Source organism: Marmoricola sp. URHB0036 (assembly GCF_000426045.1).
In the GTDB taxonomy this organism is placed as follows: Bacteria; Actinomycetota; Actinomycetes; order Propionibacteriales; family Nocardioidaceae; genus Marmoricola.
Genome location: NZ_AUEP01000003.1, coordinates 231,694 through 249,227, shown reverse-complemented (window position 1 = coordinate 249,227; position 17,534 = coordinate 231,694). Strand labels below are relative to the sequence as shown.

The 17,534-nt window shown below is 70.3% G+C and carries 13 protein-coding genes; 3 read left to right on the top strand and 10 right to left on the bottom strand.

Translation table 11 applies throughout. The features are described 5' to 3' along the window. Positions 1-210 precede the first annotated feature (210 nt). The 5 genes from H976_RS0101190 to H976_RS0101170 form a co-directional block, all read right to left on the bottom strand. Positions 211-1,932, bottom strand: coding sequence for a GMC oxidoreductase (locus tag H976_RS0101190; protein WP_027860032.1), 1,722 nt, complete (start codon positions 1,930-1,932; stop codon positions 211-213). Further along, the gene (locus H976_RS0101185) at positions 1,932-3,557 is read right to left on the bottom strand and encodes a succinic semialdehyde dehydrogenase (RefSeq protein WP_027860031.1); all 1,626 of its coding nucleotides are present in this window, start codon (positions 3,555-3,557) and stop codon (positions 1,932-1,934) included. The genes H976_RS0101190 and H976_RS0101185 overlap by 1 nt, the downstream gene beginning before the upstream one ends. Before the next feature lie 75 nt (positions 3,558-3,632). Then, on the bottom strand, positions 3,633-4,586 hold the full coding sequence (ligD, locus tag H976_RS0101180) for a non-homologous end-joining DNA ligase (RefSeq protein ID WP_027860030.1): 954 nt from the start codon (positions 4,584-4,586) through the stop codon (positions 3,633-3,635). Further along, positions 4,586-5,209, bottom strand: a complete 624-nt coding sequence (locus H976_RS23915; RefSeq protein WP_051275919.1) for an HAD family hydrolase — start codon at positions 5,207-5,209, stop codon at positions 4,586-4,588. The genes ligD and H976_RS23915 overlap by 1 nt, the downstream gene beginning before the upstream one ends. Before the next feature lies 1 nt (position 5,210). Then, complete coding sequence (locus tag H976_RS0101170; protein ID WP_231388758.1) at positions 5,211-5,996, bottom strand: 3'(2'),5'-bisphosphate nucleotidase CysQ; 786 nt, start codon at positions 5,994-5,996, stop codon at positions 5,211-5,213. 266 nt (positions 5,997-6,262) lie between these two features. On the opposite strand from H976_RS0101170, the gene H976_RS0101165 reads away from it, so the two are divergent. Genes H976_RS0101165 through H976_RS23905 form a run of 3 tightly spaced genes read left to right on the top strand, consistent with a single transcriptional unit; the run spans position 6,263 to position 10,469 of the window. Then, positions 6,263-7,780 (top strand): hypothetical protein, encoded by a 1,518-nt coding sequence (locus H976_RS0101165; protein ID WP_027860028.1) that lies wholly within the window; start codon positions 6,263-6,265, stop codon positions 7,778-7,780. Beyond that, the gene (locus H976_RS23910) at positions 7,777-9,384 is read left to right on the top strand and encodes a lipopolysaccharide biosynthesis protein (RefSeq protein WP_051275917.1); all 1,608 of its coding nucleotides are present in this window, start codon (positions 7,777-7,779) and stop codon (positions 9,382-9,384) included. Before H976_RS0101165 ends, H976_RS23910 begins: the two co-directional genes overlap by 4 nt. After that, complete coding sequence (locus H976_RS23905; protein ID WP_036223895.1) at positions 9,381-10,469, top strand: CDP-glycerol glycerophosphotransferase family protein; 1,089 nt, start codon at positions 9,381-9,383, stop codon at positions 10,467-10,469. Before H976_RS23910 ends, H976_RS23905 begins: the two co-directional genes overlap by 4 nt. Here the strand turns inward: H976_RS23905 and H976_RS0101150 are convergent. The 5 genes from H976_RS0101150 to H976_RS28375 form a co-directional block, all read right to left on the bottom strand. Then, positions 10,455-11,369: a sulfotransferase gene (locus tag H976_RS0101150; RefSeq protein ID WP_081682572.1), complete on the bottom strand. Its 915-nt coding sequence runs from the start codon at positions 11,367-11,369 to the stop codon at positions 10,455-10,457. The two genes, H976_RS23905 and H976_RS0101150, sit on opposite strands and share 15 nt — an antisense overlap. Further along, positions 11,362-12,450, bottom strand: coding sequence for a hypothetical protein (locus H976_RS23900; protein WP_051275913.1), 1,089 nt, complete (start codon positions 12,448-12,450; stop codon positions 11,362-11,364). The genes H976_RS0101150 and H976_RS23900 overlap by 8 nt, the downstream gene beginning before the upstream one ends. Positions 12,451-12,636: 186 nt before the next feature. Further along, complete coding sequence (locus tag H976_RS0101140) at positions 12,637-14,094, bottom strand: hypothetical protein (RefSeq protein WP_027860026.1); 1,458 nt, start codon at positions 14,092-14,094, stop codon at positions 12,637-12,639. 292 nt (positions 14,095-14,386) lie between these two features. Continuing rightward, positions 14,387-15,343, bottom strand: coding sequence for a glycosyltransferase family A protein (locus H976_RS0101135; protein ID WP_051275911.1), 957 nt, complete (start codon positions 15,341-15,343; stop codon positions 14,387-14,389). Between the two features lie 55 nt (positions 15,344-15,398). After that, positions 15,399-17,519 carry a hypothetical protein gene (locus H976_RS28375; protein ID WP_051275908.1) on the bottom strand — a complete coding sequence of 707 codons (2,121 nt, stop codon included), beginning with the start codon at positions 17,517-17,519 and terminating at the stop codon, positions 15,399-15,401. Positions 17,520-17,534: the final 15 nt, after the last annotated feature.

Below are 17,534 nucleotides of genomic sequence, written 5' to 3'. Positions count from 1 at the left end.
GACAAATCGGGTGGGGATGGCAGGCAGTTCCCAGGGCTGGCGGGCAGAGCATTGCCTGCCAGCCCACAGTTTCCCCGGACGTCCGGGGAAACCCGGCCCCAGCTCCACACCGACAATTCAGGCGGCCGGGCGGGCAATTCTGGAGGCGGAGGGGCGTTGCTTTCCCCTTCCGGGTCCAGTTTCCCCGGGCGCCCGGGGAAACCGCCGCCCCTAGCTGACGCTGACGATCGGAAGCCGCAGCGCGCCGGGAGCGGACTCGGGGACCACCGGGTGGTTCGGGGGGACCGGCGGCACGGGCTGGTACGCCGACCCGACGGGCGGCCTGGGGTCGGGCTCGCCCTTGTTGGGCCACAGGGCCATCGCGCGCTCGGCCTGGGCGGTGATGGTCAGGGACGGGTTCACGCCGAGGTTGGCCGAGATCGCCGAGCCGTCCGCGACGTGCAGGCCGGGGTGCCCGTAGACGCGCTGGTAGGGGTCGACCACACCGTCGGCCGGAGAGGTGCCGATCGCGCAGCCGCCGATGAAGTGCGCGGTCATCGGCATGTTGAACGGCTCGCCGATCGACGCGCCCGCCGTACCGCCCATGATCGTGGCCATCTTGCGGACCACCTTGTTGGCGACCGGGATCCACGTCGGGTTCGGCTGGCCGTGGCCCTGCCTGGACGTGAGACGCCACTTCTTCGTGCCCGGGATGCGCTTGGGGTACGTCGTGATGGAGTTGTCGAGGGTCTGCATCACCAGCGCGACGACGGTGCGCTCCGACCAGTGCTTGAGGTCGTAGAGGTCGGCGACGTTCTTTCGCTCGCGCCACATCTCCTTCAGCCAGGTCTGCCACCGCGGCTCGGGGCCGTCGCCGTCGGTGAGCACGGTCTGGAGCAGCGCCATCACGTTGCTGCCCTTGCCGTAGCGCACCGGCTCGACGTGGGTGTCGGCGTCGGGGTGGAAGGAGGAGGTGATCGCAATGCCGTAGCTGTAGTCGATCGACCGGTCCGGGGCGATGGCGCCGCTGATCGACTCGGAGTTGGTGCGGGAGAGGTAGCCGAGGCGGTCGGACAGGCCGGGCAGATGACCCTCGGCCTTCATCCGGTGGAGCAGCTTCTGGGTGCCGATCGCAGCGGCCGCGAACACCACCTGCTCAGCCGTGATCGTCTTCGTCGAGCGGGCGGTGCTGCGGCGGGCCTTGGTGAACTTGATCGTGACGTCGTAGCCACCACCGTCGCGGGGACGCACCCGCGTCACCGTCGAGAGTGGCATCACCTTGGCGCCGCGCTGCTCGGCGAGGTAGAGGTAGTTCTTCACCAGGGTGTTCTTGGCGTTGTACTTGCACCCGGTCATGCAGTCGCCGCAGGCGATGCAGGTGTTGCGGTCGGGGCCGACCCCGCCGAAGAACGGGTCGGCGACGTGGTCGCCCTTGGCCGACTCGGGGCCGCCGAAGAAGACGCCGACGGGCGTGGGGTGGAAGGTGTCACCGACACCGAGGTCGTTGGCGACCTTCTCCATCACGTCGTCCGACGGGGTGCGCAACGGGTTCTCGACGACGCCGAGCATCCGCTTCGCCTGGTCGTAGTACGGCGCCAGCTCGGTCTTCCAGTCGGTGATGTCGCGCCACTGGGCGTCCTTGTAGAACGCCTCCAGGGGTTCGTAGAGCGTGTTCGCGTAGACCAGCGAGCCACCTCCGACTCCCGCCCCGGCCAGGATCAGCGAGTCGCGCACGGCGTCGATGCGCTGGATGCCGTACATCCCGAGCTCGGGCCGGAAGAGGAAGCGCTTCACGTCGAAGGAGGTCTTCGCGAAGTCCTCGTCGTCGAACCGCGCGCCGGCCTCGAGTACGCCGACCTTGTAGCCCTTCTCGGTCAGGCGCAGTGCTGTGACCGAGCCGCCGAACCCGGATCCGACGACCAGGACGTCGTAGTCGAGCTCCGACCCCGTCATCAGACGCGTCCCAGCTTGGTCATCAGGCGCGTCTGAGCGGTCATCACCTTGGCGAAGGTCTCGTCGCTCATGCCGAACATCGGCGAGAACCGGATCAGCTTCTGCACCGCCACCGCCTGCGACTCGGTGTAACGGTGGATGCCTTCCGCGCCCTGCCGTCGGCCCATGCCGGACTCGCGCATGCCACCCATCGGGGAGTCGAGGCTGGCGAAGGTGGCCCCGAACGCCTCGTTGATGTTCACCGTGCCGCACTTGATCTGTCGCGCGAGCAAGCGAGCCCGTTTGGTGTCCTTGCTGTAGATCGAGGCGTTCAGGCCGTACTCCCCCGCGTTGGCGCGCGACACGGCATCGGCCTCGTCGTGGAAGCGGTAGAGGGAGATGACCGGTCCGAAGGTCTCGTTGCCGAAGCAGGTCATGTCGGGGGTGACGCCCTCGAGGATGGTCGGCTCGTAGAAGTAGGGCCCGAGGTCGGGGCGGGCCTTGCCGCCGGCGAGCACGGTGGCGCCCTTGGCGACCGCGTCGTCGACGTGGGCCGTCACGGTGTCGAGCTGGCTCTGACTGATCAGCGAGCCCATGTCGGAGCCCCACTCGATGCCCGGCCGCAGCGCCATCGCCTTGGTCTGCTCGACGAACTTGGCCTTGAACCGGTCGTAGACCTGGTCGGCCACGAACATCCGCTCCATCGAGACGCACAGCTGACCGGCGCTGGAGAAGCTGGCCCGCACGGCTCCCTCGGCCGCACGGTCGAGGTCGGCGTCACGCAGGACCAGGATCGGGTTCTTGCCGCCGAGCTCGAGCGAGCAGCCGATCAGCCGGTCGGCGCACTGCGCCGCGATCAGCTTGCCGGTCGCGGTCGAGCCGGTGAAGCAGAGGTAATCGGAGCGCTCGATGATCGGGCCGCCGAGCTCACGACCGGGACCGGCGACGACGTTCCAGAGGCCCTCCGGGAAGCCAGCTGCCTCGAGCAGCTCGGCCGCCAGCAGTCCGGACAGCATCGTCTGCGCGTCGGGCTTGGTGACGACCGCGTTGCCGGCGAGGAGGGCGGGCAGGCCGTCGATGAGGGCGAGGTCGAAGGGGTAGTTCCAGGGCGCGATGATCCCGACGACGCCCTTGGGCACCTGGTTGACCTCGACCCGGGTCAGTCCCGGCACCACGCCGACCCGGCGCTGGGTGTCGAGGTGCTGGTGGGCGGTGCGCGCGTAGTAGCGGGCGGTCAGCGCGACGTGCAGCGGCTCGTCGTAGGCGTGCTTGCGGGCCTTGCCGGACTCCCAGCAGATGAGGTCCATGATCTCGGCCTGGCGGTCCAGCACGAGGTCGTGCAGCCGCAGCAGCAGCTGGGAGCGGTGAGCGAGGCTGGTCCGGGACCACGCCTGCTGCGCACGGCGGGCGCGGGCGAAGGCCTCCTTGACGTCCGCGGCGCTCGACTGCGGGATCATCGCCAGCGGCTGCCCGGTGATGGGGGTGTACGTCGGCACCGACTCGCCGGTGGTGGAGACGACCCGCGCGGTCAGGGACCGTACGTACGCCGGATCGAGGGCGTACGACGCCGTGGGGTCGTGCTCGGGGTCGGCCGGACCCGCCTGCTGGCCGGACGAGGACGAGGACGGGTCAGGCTGCACGCTCATGCGCGGAGCCTAGACCGGCCGTTGACTTTACACAACGGCCCGTCTTGTAAAATGGAACCTGTTCTGTTCCGGGAGTCACTCCTCCGGCTCGACCGGCGGCTCCGCGCCCTGCTCCTCGTCGCGCTCGGCCCACTCCAGCAGGGTGGAGATGTCGAAGACCGCGTCGTCGATGCCGGCGTGCAGGTCGCCGAGCTCGGCGTAGCGGGCCGGCATGGTCGCGATGGTGAAGTCGTCGGGCTCGCAGTCGTCGACGTCCTCCCAGTGGATCGGCGCACTGACCGTCCCGATGGGGTTCCCGCGGACCGAGTAGGCGGCGGCGATGGTGTGGTCGCGGGCGTTCTGGTTGTAGTCGACGAAGAGGTCGTGCGGGTCGCGGTCCTTGCGCCACCACGTCGTGGTCACCTCCTCGGAGCGACGCTCCACCTCGCGGGCGAAGGCGAGCGCGGCCCGGCGTACTTCCTTGAAGCCGTGGTCGGGCCGGATCCGCACGTAGATGTGCATGCCCTTGCCGCCGCTGGTCTTGGGGAACCCGGTCGCACCGAGGTCGTCGAGCACCTCGTGGGCGAGGTGCGCCACCCGCTGGACCGTCTCCCAGGTGCACAGCGGCCCGGGGTCGAGGTCGATGCGCCACTCGTCAGGCTTCTCGGTGTCGGCGCGACGGCTGTTCCACGGGTGGAACTCGACCGTGCTCATCTGCACCGCCCAGATCACCTGCGCCAGCTCGGTCACGCACAGCTCGTCGGCCGTCCGGCTCCAGCGCGGGAAGAACACCTGCACCGTCTCCATCCACGGCGGCGCCCCCTTCGGCAGCCGCTTCTGGTGCACCTTCTCCCCCGTCACGCCGGTCGGGAACCGGTGCAGCATGCACGGCCGCTCGCGCAGCGCGTTGACGATGCCGTCGCCGACGGAGAGGTAGTACTCGACCAGGTCGAGCTTGGTCTCGCCGCGCGCCGGGAAGTAGACCCGGTCGGGGTTGGACACGCGCACGACCTTGTCGTCGACCTCGATCTCCACCGCCGGGGACGCCATCAGCCGGCCTCCACACCGAAGGCGGACAGCCGCTGGCGCAGCGCGTCGACCCCGTCGCGGTGGTGCCAGTACAGGGCCGGCAGCCCGCAGGCCTGGGCGGCGTGCACGTTCTCGAGGGTGTCGTCGACGAAGACGAGCTCGCCCAGCTCGACCTCGAGCTCGGTGGCGACCCGGTGGAAGAACTCCTCGTCGGGCTTGGCGGCACCGATCTCGCAGGAGTAGAAGCAACGGTCCAGCAGCTCGTCGTACCCCATCCGGGCGCGCATGTACGACGTCCGCAGGTCGTCCTGGTTGGTGGCCAGGTGGCACCCGAACCCGGCCGCACGCAGCTCCCGCACGAAGGAGCGCGTCTCCTCGAGCGGCTCGATGGTGCCCCAGACCTCGCTGACCTGGTCGGTGTGCTCGGCCAGTCCCCGCTCCTCGAGGGCGGCCGGGAGCTGCTCGGTCATCGCGACCGTGCCGCGGGCCGCGTCCTCCATCTGCGGGAGGAGCAGGTCGAGCAGGGCCAGCGACTGCTCGTCGCCGATCGCCTGCCCGAGGAGCTCGAACCAGCTGGCGGGCACCTGCTGGAGCACGCCGTCGGCGTCCCAGAGGACCGCTGCCACCGCGGAACGAGCGCCCATCTCAGTCGGTGCCGTGCTCGCGGACGAAGTCGAGGATCTGCTGCGAGAGCTCGGGCCGGCACACGATGAGGTCCGGCAGCAGCACGTCGTCCTGGTTGTAGACGAGCGGCGAGCCGTCCACGCGGCTGGTGAAGAGTCCGGCTGCCCGGGCCACGACGACCGGAGCCGCCGAGTCCCACTCGTACTGGCCGCCGGCGTGCACGTAGGCGTCGCTGACGTCGCGGACCACCGACATCACCTTCGCCCCGGCCGACCCCATCGGGACCAGCTCTGCGTCGAGGTGCTCGACGAGCGCCTGCACGAACGCGGGCGGTCGGGTGCGTGAGGCGACGATGCGCGGCCGGCTGGCGGTCGACGGGGGTACGGCGGGCGGCCGGCCGGTGTCGTAGGTGACGTCCAGCCCGGGCAACGCGACGGCGCCGGCGACGAGATCGCCCTTCTCCCAGAGGGCCACGTGCACCGCCCAGTCGTCGCGGGGCGGCTCGGAGAACTCACGGGTGCCGTCGAGAGGGTCGACGATCCAGACCCGGTCGCTGTGCAGGCGCCGGCGATCGTCCTTGCCCTCCTCGCTGAGCACGACGTCGTCGGGCCGCACCTCACCGAGCAGCTTCATCAGCAGCTCGTGCGCCGCCTGGTCACCCGCGTCCTTGAGCTCGCGCCCCTCCAGTCCCTGCTGGCGCACCTGGAGCAGCAGGTGGCCCGCTTCGGTCGCGGCCCAGGCGGCCACCTCGTGGTCATCGGCGTCGGGCGCGAGGGGGGTGCGGGGCAGCTGGTCGAGGTCGCTCACGAGCGCCAGCCTAGAGGGGCGCTTCCGGAGCACGCTGCACTCGCCTGGATTCCTCCGCGGGGTTCCGGACCGTACCGGTCACCTGCGCCTCCATACTCCCGTACGCTTGTCCGGTGTGGTTCGGCCGGCTCTCCGGGACCGGCCCGAAGCGGGGGCGCTGAGCACGTCGGTCCCGCTCGGTGCCGTAGGTGGGGATTCGCCCGGTCCGGCCGATTGATCCCGACTAGCATGAGCTCAGCAGCCACGACATGGAGAGACTCCGTCCAGTGACCGACGACCAACAGACCAGCCCGCGGAGAGCCGCCCTCGTGGCCGCCCTCCGGCGCAGCGCCGTCCTCATCCTGGTGCTCGCGGCCACGGGCACCGCCCTGGGCGTGGCGGCCGGGCTGCGTCGCGCCGAGGACCACACCGCACAGGCCTCCATCCTCGTCTCGCCGCTCGACGGCAACCCGTTCTACCCCAGCGGCCGCGGTGACGACCTGATCAACCTCGAGACCGAGGCCCAGCTGATGCAGTCGGACTCGGTGGCCAACGCCGTGGCCGAGCGGATCGGTGACCCGGGCTCCGCCTCCGACCTGCTCTCCGGTCTCGACGTGAGCGTCCCGGCCAACACCCAGATCCTGACGATCAACTACACCGGCGGGTCCGACGCGGTCGCCGTACGCCGGGCCCAGGGCTTCGCCGAGGCCTACCTCGACTTCCGCAAGGCGCGGTCGGAGGCGGTCACCCGCGCGAAGACCGAGCGCATCCAGAACCAGATCAACAGCCAGGACAAGGCGCTCTCCGCACTCGTCGCCAAGGCCAACGCCGAGACGGTCCCGGCCCAGAAGAGCCTGCTCCAGGAGCAGGTCAGCGGCGTGACCAGCCAGATCGGCCAGCTCCAGGCAGCGCTGGCCGAGCTGCAGACCGGCTCGGTCGACCCCGGACAGGTCATCACGCCCGCCGCCATCGTCGGTCGCAGCTCGCTGAAGGCACTGCTGGCCTACGCCCTGCTCGGCATGTTCGCCGGACTCCTGCTGGCCCTGGGCATCGTCATCATCCGGGCGCGCTCGGAGAACCGGATCCACCACGCCGACGACGTCGCCCCGTCGGGGCTCCCCCTGCTCGGCAGCGTCTCGATGGACGAGGTCCTCGACACCAACGAGGGCATCGTCCTGCTCGAGGACGGCGAGAGCCTCCAGATCGGTTCCGGGCTCGCGGCCCTGCGCGTGGCCGTACTCTCCGGCGACCGCCGGCGGCCGGTGCGCATCCTCTACTCCGCGGCCGCCGAGGCGGCTCGCTACCCCCGCACCGCCCTCGGCCTGGCGTACGCCGCCGCCGCCTCCAACCTGCGCACCGTCGTCGTGGACGCCACCGGTGAGGGCGGGGACATCACCAAGTTCCTCAACCTGGACACCAAGCGCGGCTTCACCGACGTCCTCGCCGAGGGCAGCTCGGCCGCCCAGTCGCTGGTGCGGCTGACCGACCACCTCAGCATCCTGCCGTCGGGCAAGCCCGATCCCCGGGCCGACGACCTGCTCACCGGCCCGGGCATCAAGACCGTCTTCGACGAGCTGGGCCAGTCCTTCGACATCATCGTCGTCGCTGCCGGCCCTCGTCGTACGCCCCAGGCCCAGGCACTGGCGATGGTCACCGACGTGACCGTGGTCGAGGCCGTGGAGAGCAAGTCCCGCCTCGGTGACCTGGTCGCCCTGGCCGACGACCCGAACGCCGCCCCCTCCGTGCTGGGCGTGGTGTTCGTCGGCCGGGCTCGTTCCCGGTCGCGCCGACACGCTGAGGCATGACCGAGGTCGACCGAGAGGTGGCAGACGACACCCGGCGGCACCTGACCCACATCGCGCGAGGTGGAGCGCTCGGGCTCGTCGGAGCGGCCGTCACCGGCATCACCGGCTTCCTGCTGGTGCTGATCGTCACCAACCTCTACGACACCCAGACGGCCGGACGGTTCTTCACCGTCACCTCGGCCTTCCTGCTGCTCGCCTCGATCACCAGCCTCGGCACCGAGACCGGTCTCGGCCGGTTCATGCTGCGCTACGAGGCGCAGGACCGCCGCGGGGACATCCCGCCGACCATCCGCGCCGCGTTCCGTCCCACGCTGATCTCGTCGCTCGTGATCGCTGTCGTGGTCATCGCGTTCGCCGGGCCGTTCGCGGACCTGATCGGCGTCGGGGGCGACGGTGGCGCCGAGAGCATGATCGTGCTGGCCGTGACGCTCCCGCTGGCCACCTGGCAGGCGCTCACCCTGGCCGGCACCCGGGCGTTCGGCCGGATGCGCGACACGGTCTTCGTCGACAAGATCGGCCGGCCGTTGGCCCAGCCGTTGCTGGTCCTGCTGGGCTCGCTGGTCTCGGTCAACCTGCTCGGCCTGACCATCGCCTGGTCGGTGCCCTACGCCGTGGCCGGGCTGATCGCGGCCGCCATGTTCCGCCGCTTCCTGCACCGCCGCGGCACCATGGCGCACACCGAGCCGACCAAGAGCTACCGCGAGCTGCGGGCCGACTTCTGGCGCTTCACCTGGCCGAGGAGCATCACCCGGATCTCGCAGATGGCCATCCAGCGGATGGACATCATCCTGATCGCGGCCATGAAGGGGCCCAAGGACGCCGCCATCTACACCGCCGCGACCCGGTTCGTGGCGCTCGGCCAGTTCGGCACCCAGGCGATCCAGCAGGTGCTGCAGCCGAAGTTCACCGCGCTGCTGGCCAACCGCGAGCACGAGAGCCTCAAGGACGTCTACCAGATCTCCGCCGCGTGGAGCATGGCCGTCTCCTGGCCGATGTACGTCGGCGTGGCCGCGGCGCCCCTCGTCTACCTCAGCCTGTTCGGCCAGGAGTACGTCGACCAGGGTGTGGCCGTGGTGCTGCTGATGGCCGGTGCCCAGCTGTTCGCGGTCGCCACCGGGCCGTGCGACACCCTGCTGCTGATGTCGGGCCGCAGTGCCTTGAGCCTCGCGAACTCGTTGCTGGCGCTCGCGCTCGACATCGGGCTGTGCCTGCTCCTGATCCCGAAGATGGGCATCACCGGGGCCGCGCTGGCGTGGGCCATCGCCGTGATCGCGCGCTGCACCCTGGCGGTCATCCAGGTGCAGATCACCATGAAGATCCTCAGCTTCGGTCGCGCCGCAGGCGTCGCCGCCGTCGCCAACGTGCTCTGCTTCGCGGTCCCGATCGTGGGCGTGGAGATCTTCGTCGACCTCAGCCTGCTCACGCTGATCCCTGTCGTGGCGGTGTGCTTCGTCCTCTACGCCTTCGCCTTGTGGTGGGGACGTCGCGTGCTGATGCTCGACGTCCTGCGTGGTCTGGTCCGACGCCGCAGGGACCCGCAACACCGGAGCTCCGAGGACGAGCTGGAGACTGACCTGTTCCCCGAGACGTCGGCGGACGGATGAGCCGTCGAACGGTGATGTTCGAGAGCTGGCGGGGCCTGTACGCCGACAGCCCGCGTGCCCTCTCCGAGCACCTCGCCCGCTCCGAGCCGTCGTGGCGGCGGCTCTGGGTGACCACGGGCGAGAACCAGTTCCCGGCCGACGTACGCACGGTCCAGCGGCACGGCGTGGCCTACTTCAAGGACCTGCTGACCAGCGACGTCCTCGTCGCCAACGACATCATCTCCAAGCACCTGGTCAAGGGACCCCGCGTGCACTACGTGCAGATGTGGCACGGCACGCCGCTGAAGCTGCTCGGCCACGACGAGCGGACCGACAACCACACCGAACCCCGAGCGCACCTGAAGCGGATGGTGCGCGACGTGGCCAAGTGGGACTACCTCGTCTCCCCTGGGCCGGCCTGCACCGAGATGTTCCGCAGCGCCTTCCGGTTCGACGGCGAGGTCTGGGAGACCGGCTACCCGCGCAACGACGTGCTGCGCGCGCCCGGCGCCGACAGCCGGCGGGAGGACATCCGCCGTCAGCTCGGCATCGCACCCGGCTCGCTGGCCGTGCTGCACGCACCCACCTGGCGCGACGACGACAAGACCGACGACGGGCGCTTCCGCCAGTCGGTGCTGCTGGACCCGGGCGTGATGGCCGCCGCGCTGCCGGAGGGCGCGCGACTGCTGCTGCGCCTGCACCGCAACGTGAAGGAGCGCCCGGCCAGCCCCGGCAGCGACTTCGTGCTCGACGTCAGCGACCATCCCGACATCGCCGACCTCTACCTCGCCGCCGACGTGCTCGTCTCCGACTACTCCTCCGCGATCTACGACTTCGCCGTCACCGGCAAGCCGATCCTGCTGTTCGCACCCGACCTCGACCGCTACCGCGACAAGGTGCGCGGCATGTACTTCGACTACGAGGAGTGGGCTCCCGGGCCGGTGGCAGCCACCCAGGAGGAGCTGGCCGCGAGCCTGACCGACCTCGACGGCGTCGTGCGCACCTTCGGCGAGCGCTATCGGCACTTCGTCGAGCAGTTCTGCCCGCACGAGGACGGTCACGCCAGCGAGCGGGTCGTCGACCGGCTGCGCTCAGCCCTGGGCTGACTGCTGGTCGGTCCGCCAGCTCGGCGCTCGTCCCATCTGCTCGGCCAGCCGGGCGTCGTACGGCTCGAAGTAGCGCTCGAGGCGCTCGCGCAGCTCGGGCCGCATCGGCGTGCGGGGCTGGGCGTTCCACTGCTCGACCTTCGCCGGCTTCCAGGACGGCAGGCCGAGCCACGCGCGCAGCCGCTCGAACTCGGCGACCGGGTCGGCGAAGAACACGTCGGCGTCGACGACGTAGACCCGGTCGCGGCCGAGCTCGTCGATGAACCGGTCGATCTGCTCGCTGTAGCGGCTGCGGGCCAGGTAGGAGTGGTGCCGGTGGTCGAAGCTGGCGTACGACGGGTCGGCGATCATCCGGTCGACCTCACCCGCTGTCCGCTCCTCCTCGAGGTCGATGGCGGCCTCGAACTCCTCGGTCTCGAAGCCGCGGTTGAGCTCGTGACGGTGCGCCGAGTAGGCACGCTCGACCGGCTCGCGCACCATCACCACCACGCGCACGTCCGGCAGGTCACGGGCGATCCGCGCCGCGGCCAGCGGGTGGAACAGGTAGTAACCGCTGCTCTCGAAGGTCGCAGCGTGCGGCCCGTGCTTGCGGCGGGCCAGCCAGGCCAACGGGAAGTGTCCGCGGTACCAGCGTGGGCCCTTGTGGTAGTTCAGGTCAAAGTAGCCGATGCCCTTCGAAGCCGTGGGCCGGGCGACGGCCGGGTGCTCGCTGAGGACGCGGTAGAGCGTGGTGGTGCCCGCTCGCTGCGCGCCGGCGATGATGAACGACGGTTGCAGCCGCCACCGCGAGGTCAGGGTCCCCCAGCGGTCGAGCGACCGGCGCAGCCACGACTGCAGTCCGCCGGGCGCATGCGCGCGCAACCAGCGGGTCAGCCGGCGTACGGGACTGCCGTCAGCCATGGCGCGCCTGGGCCGGCATGCCGAGCCACGTGCACAGGGTGTCCAGCACCACCCGGCTGCGGTCCTCGATGGCGGCGCCGAGCTCGGACTCGGCTCCTTCGAGGTAGCGGCAGGTGATGGCTGCGAGGTACGTCGCCGCCACGAGGTGCTCGTCGCTGCCCGGCTCCTCGGGGACCTCGGCCAGCTCGAGGCCACGGAGGACCGAGGCCTGGGTGAAGCCCTCGCTGTGCGTGATGGCGTTGACGCCGTAGTGGCACCGGTCCAGCCCGACGGGCACACCGGTCTCGAAGCGCTCCCAGTCCCAGAGCTGGAGGCGGCCGCGACGACGGCTCATGTTCCACGGCGTCCAGTCACCGTGCCAGCCGCCCAGGGGAAGTGGGTGTCCCTCGCTGGCCAGGCGGAGCTGGTTGAGCGCGTCCCCGAGGCGGGAACGTACGTCGGAGGACGCCAGTGATTTCTGGACGGTGAGCATCTGGTCCCACAGCGGCGACTCCGTCAGCGGCCGGGTCCCCTCGTCGAAGGCCTCCGCGAAGTGGCGCATCTCCGGGACCGGCACGTCGAACTGTCGCTTGGGGCGCTGCAGGAAGGACGTCTCCAGGGCGGTCATCGCGACCACGGTGGCGCCCTGCCAGGTGCCGAGGTGCACCAGCTGGGGCACCTCGATCTCGGCTGGGAGGTCGGCAGCGGCGAGCCGTTGCAGCGACTCCGCCTCGCGGCGTACGAGCGCCTCGGTGACGGAAGTGCCGCCGATCTTCACGAACGCCAGGCTGCGACCCTTGGCGTCGAAGACCTGGAGCACCGGCTTGCGGTTGACCCGGGCGGTGCCGAGTCCGAGGCTGAAGTCGACGGGCTCTCCGAACACCCCGCTGAGGTAGTCCCGCATCGATCCGACCCGTTCGCTGACCGTGATCCGGTCGGGGAAGGCAGCGGCGGCGCGACCCCGCAGCAGGGCCGAGACGCCGATCCGCTTGACGGTGTCACCCGTGGACAGCGCGGCGCTGAAGCGCAGCATCGCCCGCGCAGCAGCGGCGGGGTTCCCGACCGGGACCAGCAGCCGCGGCGCCCCCGCGTGGGGCAGCACCGCCAGCTCGGTCTCCTGTCCGGCCCTGCCTGCGGCCCCGGCACGACCTGAGCCGCGACTTCGACGAAGTCGCGGCTCAGGTGTGCCCGGCCAGAGTGCCTGGACGCTCGACACGTAGGTGTCGATCGGGCGCTCATCCAATGCTGGTCCCCCCGGTCGGTCGCTGCCGGCCGGCGGGTTTCCGGCTCAGAGCGTCGGCTTGCTTCGGTTCGCTGCGGTGTACTGGGACTTCTTGGCGGCAGTGCCGAGCTCCCAGTTGGCGGTGCTGTTCAGGTTGGAGTTGAAGTAGGTGAAGGCGACGCCACCGCGAGCCTTGAGCTGATTGTACGTAGTCGAGAGCCACGACGGGTCGTCTTCGGCGGCCTTGTCGGTGTAGCCGGTCTCGGCCACGCCCCAGGCCATGTCGTGGGCCTTGGCCCAGGCGCTGGTCGGCGCGAAGTAGTCACGGTCGAGGTTGCTGAACGTGGTCTTGATCTTGCCGTTCACCGGGGCGCCGTACCGCTGGTAGACGTCGATGCCGAGCAGGTCGATCTTGGTGTTCTTGGGCATGATGTTGTTCAGGCTGTACTGGTCGGCGCCGAAGAACTGGTCATATCCGGTCACGACGATCGAGTAGGCCACGTTCGAGGCGAGTGAGCGCACCATCGGCGCGAGACGCGCCTGCATCGCGGTCCACTGCTTGATGTCGCCGTCACCCTCGGGCTCGTGGTGGAAGGCCAGCCACACCGGGCCGTCGAGCTTGCTCAGCTTGATCGACAGGTCGCGGACCCAGGCGTCGCCCTTGCCGGCCACCATGTCGGGCCAGCTGTAGGGCAGCTTGAAGCTGATCCACGGCAGCCGACGCTTGGCGAGGTCGGACTTGGCCACGGAGACGGCCTTGTCGACCTGGCTGGCGCCGTAGTAGGTACGGCGGACGCCCAGCTGCTGGGTCATCGAGTTCTCCCACGGCGTGGGGTCGGCGTTGCCGCCGTAGGCACTGCCGAGGTAGGCGGCGCAGGAGCCGGGGATGCCGCGGGTGGTGTAGGCGCAGCCGTTGGTCAGCTTGCCGGCCACCCGGTCCGGGAGCGGGGCGGGGTAGTTGGGCGTCGAGCCACCCAGGACCTTGAGCACACCGACGTTGTCGATGAGCAGGGCCTTCCTCTTGGCCAGGCGGGCCACCGCGAAGCGGACGTTGAGCTGGGTCCCGGCGCGACGAGTGGTCGCGGCCATGCTGACGCGGTGCCAGGAGCGGTAGGCGCGGAACGCCTTCGCGGTGTTCTTGACGGCGCGGCCGTTGGCGGTCTCGCGCAGCACCAGGCGGCCACGCAGGCCGGGCTGGTTGGAGCGGACCAGGGCGGTGATGGTGTAGCGCTGGCCGGCCCTGGGCGAACGCGCCACGTTGGAGCGGCTGTTCAGGATCGCCGGGCCGCTGCGACGGTTGGTGAGCCTCATGGCCGAGCCGCCGTGGTAGCCGAGCTTGACGACGGTCGCCCTGGTGCGGGCGGTGCCGGAGGCCCACCCGGTGCGGCCGTGCTCGAAACCACCGTTGCTCATGGTCTGCTGGGTGTTGGAAGCGGCGCCGGTCGGCGGGGCGATGAAGGCCAGAGAGGCGATCACCGGAATCACGGCGACTGTGGCCATGACCTTCTTGGGTCGAGTGTGCATGAGAATCTCCGCGGGGGTAGAGGTTCGATGTGGATCCCGGAACGGGCCCTGCCGCCGAGCCCGAGCGCCGCGGAAAATGGCCTGAACATGACTATAAGGGACTAAATCGGACATTTGTGAGTTTCCGGCGAATCTCTGGACATCTCATGTCAAGTCGCCGCACCGTCGACAGGCCCGCGGGCAGGCAGCAGGGACCCCGGGGCGACACGAGAGCAGGCGTCAGCGGGGTGGGGTCACCGAGTGAGGTCCGAGAGCCGGATCGCGGCTGTCGGTCGGCCGGGTGGCCGGTGGATCAGATCCCGTGGCCGCGCGAGTGCGCGATCTTCATCAGCCGCTCGGCCGAGACCAGGTGGAGCGCGACGGCCCCGGCGATGTAGGCGCGGCGCTCACGCGGGTTGAGGCGCACGGTGCGCCAAGCCTGGCGCAACGCGGGCCGGGTCTGGCCGAGCGCCGCCAGGGCGAAGGCCTGCCGGCCGTAGAGCCGACCGAGCGCCCGAGGGTCCTCCTGGAATGCGGGGTGCTTGGCCACGAGGTGGTCGACGGCATCGCTGATCGTCTGCCACCTCTGGGAGAACATCGACTGCCCCCACAGCACCTTGACCAGGGGCTCCCCCACGACCGCGAACGGGCCGGCCTGGGCCGCGCTGAGGATCCAGTCGAAGTCCTCGGCATAGCTGCCTGGCAGCTCCTCGTCGACCAGACCGATGGGCCCGAGGAGTGCGTCCCGACGCACCATCACAGTCGAGGGGTGGGCCTCCATCACCCGGTCACGGACCAGCTGGGCGAGCGTCATGTCCTCGGGTCGCGGGACCCGCGGCACCGCGCTGTCGGCGTACAGCACGATGATCCCGGTGACCGCGGTGAGGGCCGCGGGGTCGGCCAGGAGCGCATCGACCTGCTTCTCGACCTTGGTCGGCAGCCACTCGTCGTCGTCGTCACAGAACGCCACCAGCGGTGCCGACCCCGCGAGGATGCCGGTGTTGCGACCGCCCGCGAGGCCGGGTGTGCGCGCGTTCGTCGTCACCTGCACGGTGCGCGTGGGGCTGGTGCGGGCCACCGACTCGTCGGGGTCGCACTGGTCGAAGACGACGTGGCAGACGATCTCGCCGGCGTAGGTCTGGTTCCAGATCGCGTCGAGCGCGACCCGGAGCAGCTCGGGCCGGTTGCGGGTCGCCACGACGACATCCACCCGCGGCAACGGGTCCTCGACGCTCGTCTCGCTCGTCGCGGTCTCGGTCTGCTCGGTCATGCCAGCCCCACATCGTCTCGGTTGTCATTGGTCATCTGGCGGTGAACAGCGTGGCTCATCGTTGCCGCCGCCGCCGCAGGCGTGGCCGACCGGGTCGCCACCCGGGCAACGCTGCCATCAGGACGGCCCCGACGGCCAGGCCGATCGCGGCGCCCGTCGTCACCGGGACCTCCGGCTGGCGGCGTACGACGGCGGGCTCACGCACGCGGATCACCCTGCCGGCCGTGACAGGAGTGAGCAGGATCGTGGTGACCCCCTGCTCCAGTCGGTCCCGGCTGGCCGCCGCCTGTGCCGCCGCCGCACGGCTGGTTCCCGGGCGGAGCTCGGCCAGCTGCTCGCGGAGCAGCTCGAGCGCCTGGTCACGACGCTTGAGCAGGTAGTCGCGACGCGTGACGAGGTAGGAGCGAGCCAGCGCCTCGGCCTCGGCCTGGGACGCCTGGCCGTCCTTGTTCTTGACCTCGATGCTGAGCACGGTCGTGTTGGGCGCAGCCGTGACCCGCACGCGCTTGCGGAGCTCGTCGAGCGCGGCAGTGTCGCGGCTGCCGACGACGCGGCTCAGCGACTGGCGCGAGATGGCCAGCGCGGCCTCGGTGTCGATGGTGACGTCACCGGGCGACGAGGCGTCCGACCCCGAGTCGGGCGCGAGGTAGACCGGCGGCTGGGCGAGGATGATCGAGACCTTGGTGGACTTGTACACCGGCGCCTGCGCGGCGACCGCGGCACCGGCCACGGCACCCACCAGCATCAGTGCCAGCAGCACCGGCCACCACGCACGCAGTCGTGCGAGCGCGGGCACCATCAGCTGTGGTGAGCGGCGCCTGGCGGTGGCGACCTGCTCCCTCGTGACCGCACCGATGGCGAGCATGACCGTCAGCAGGGGCATGCCGAGGGTGTCGTAGACCAGCAGCTGGAGTCCGTAGAAGGCGAGCACGAACGCACAGAGCGTCTCGGTCGTCGTACGACATCGCCAGCAGCGAGCTGCGGCCACGACGAAGAAGGACAGGAACAAGGCTGCACCGACGAGGCCCTGGCTGAAGATGACGCCCCAGATGTGCCCCTGCGTGCCGAGCGGGGGTACGCCGCACGCACTGCAATCGGGCGTGGCCGCTCCCGCGATCGAGGCGAAGCTGCCCTGGACGTCGCGGGTGCTGCCGAAGCCGACGACCGGTGAGCCCTCGACGGTGCTGCCGACCGTCCGCGAGATCAGCTCGCTGCGGCGATCGTTGCTGTGCGGGTGGGCCAGGCGCTCCTGGAGCACGGTGGCCAGCGGGCTCAGGAAGAACGCCACGGTGAGGGCGACGAGGACCAGGGCCGTGACGATGATCGGGCCCGGGCGGGCCTTGCGCAGCTGCAGCAGCACCACGCCGACGACACCGAGGGCGAGCGAGGCCCAGAGCCCACGGTTGAGGGAGAAGATGATCGGGACCGTGGCGGTCACCAGGATCAGGGGGGCGACGTACCGCTGCCAGCGCCGGCCCTGGAAGAACCAGGCCACGATGAAGAACGGCAGCGAGAGCGAGAGGTTGCTCCCCCACGTGTTGGCGAACGGGAACGGCGCCTTGGGCCGCGCCTCGGGATAGCCGAGGACGTTCTGGATGTCCGCCACGGCCGGATGGACGATCGACTGCACGAGGTTGTTGCTGCGCAGGCCGTGCGGCAACACCATCTCCATCGGCGAGGTGAACTGCAGATTCGGAGCGAGTACGCCGAGCAGGCCACCGAAGGTGGTGACCACGAACATGAAGCCCAGCAGCTGGTAGAGCCAGCGCGACGGGAGCTCGGACTCCTTGAGGTTGGAGATCCAGACCAGCGCGACGGTGGCGACGAGGTACCACGCCAGGCGGTAGCCGAAGACGAGCAGACGGGACGGCCCACCTCCGGGCTCGGCACCGGGGGCGTCGGCGAACAGCACGAAGACGCCGAGCGCCAGCCACGCCATGAACAGCACCCACAGGGTGAAGCCGACGGGCAGCACCAGTCGACGCTTGCGCAGCAGCTGGTCGGCCATCACCACGGCCATCGCCATCGGGACGATCGCGCTCAGCCCCATGGCCCACCACAGCGGGAAACCGAGGATGGTCAGGCTCAGCGGCCAGTGCGCCGGGAGCGTCCGGCGCCGGCGGACGGGCCGTCGCGGAGTCGGCGCATCGACCACCGGGTCAGGTGCGACCAACATCCCCGTCACGATTTC

Excerpts from the sequence above, each read along its gene's own strand:
- H976_RS0101185 (WP_027860031.1), bottom strand. The coding sequence starts at position 3,557 with ATGAGCGTGCAGCCTGACCCGTCCTCGTCCTCGTCCGGCCAGCAGGCG.
- H976_RS0101140 (WP_027860026.1), bottom strand. The coding sequence starts at position 14,094 with ATGCACACTCGACCCAAGAAGGTCATGGCCACAGTCGCCGTGATTCCG.
- H976_RS23910 (WP_051275917.1), top strand. The coding sequence starts at position 7,777 with ATGACCGAGGTCGACCGAGAGGTGGCAGACGACACCCGGCGGCACCTG.
- H976_RS0101135 (WP_051275911.1), bottom strand. The coding sequence starts at position 15,343 with ATGACCGAGCAGACCGAGACCGCGACGAGCGAGACGAGCGTCGAGGAC.
- ligD (WP_027860030.1), bottom strand. The coding sequence starts at position 4,586 with ATGGCGTCCCCGGCGGTGGAGATCGAGGTCGACGACAAGGTCGTGCGC.
- H976_RS28375 (WP_051275908.1), bottom strand. The coding sequence starts at position 17,519 with ATGTTGGTCGCACCTGACCCGGTGGTCGATGCGCCGACTCCGCGACGG.
- H976_RS23905 (WP_036223895.1), top strand. The coding sequence starts at position 9,381 with ATGAGCCGTCGAACGGTGATGTTCGAGAGCTGGCGGGGCCTGTACGCC.
- H976_RS23915 (WP_051275919.1), bottom strand. The coding sequence starts at position 5,209 with ATGGGCGCTCGTTCCGCGGTGGCAGCGGTCCTCTGGGACGCCGACGGC.
- H976_RS0101150 (WP_081682572.1), bottom strand. The coding sequence starts at position 11,369 with ATGGCTGACGGCAGTCCCGTACGCCGGCTGACCCGCTGGTTGCGCGCG.
- H976_RS0101190 (WP_027860032.1), bottom strand. The coding sequence starts at position 1,932 with ATGACGGGGTCGGAGCTCGACTACGACGTCCTGGTCGTCGGATCCGGG.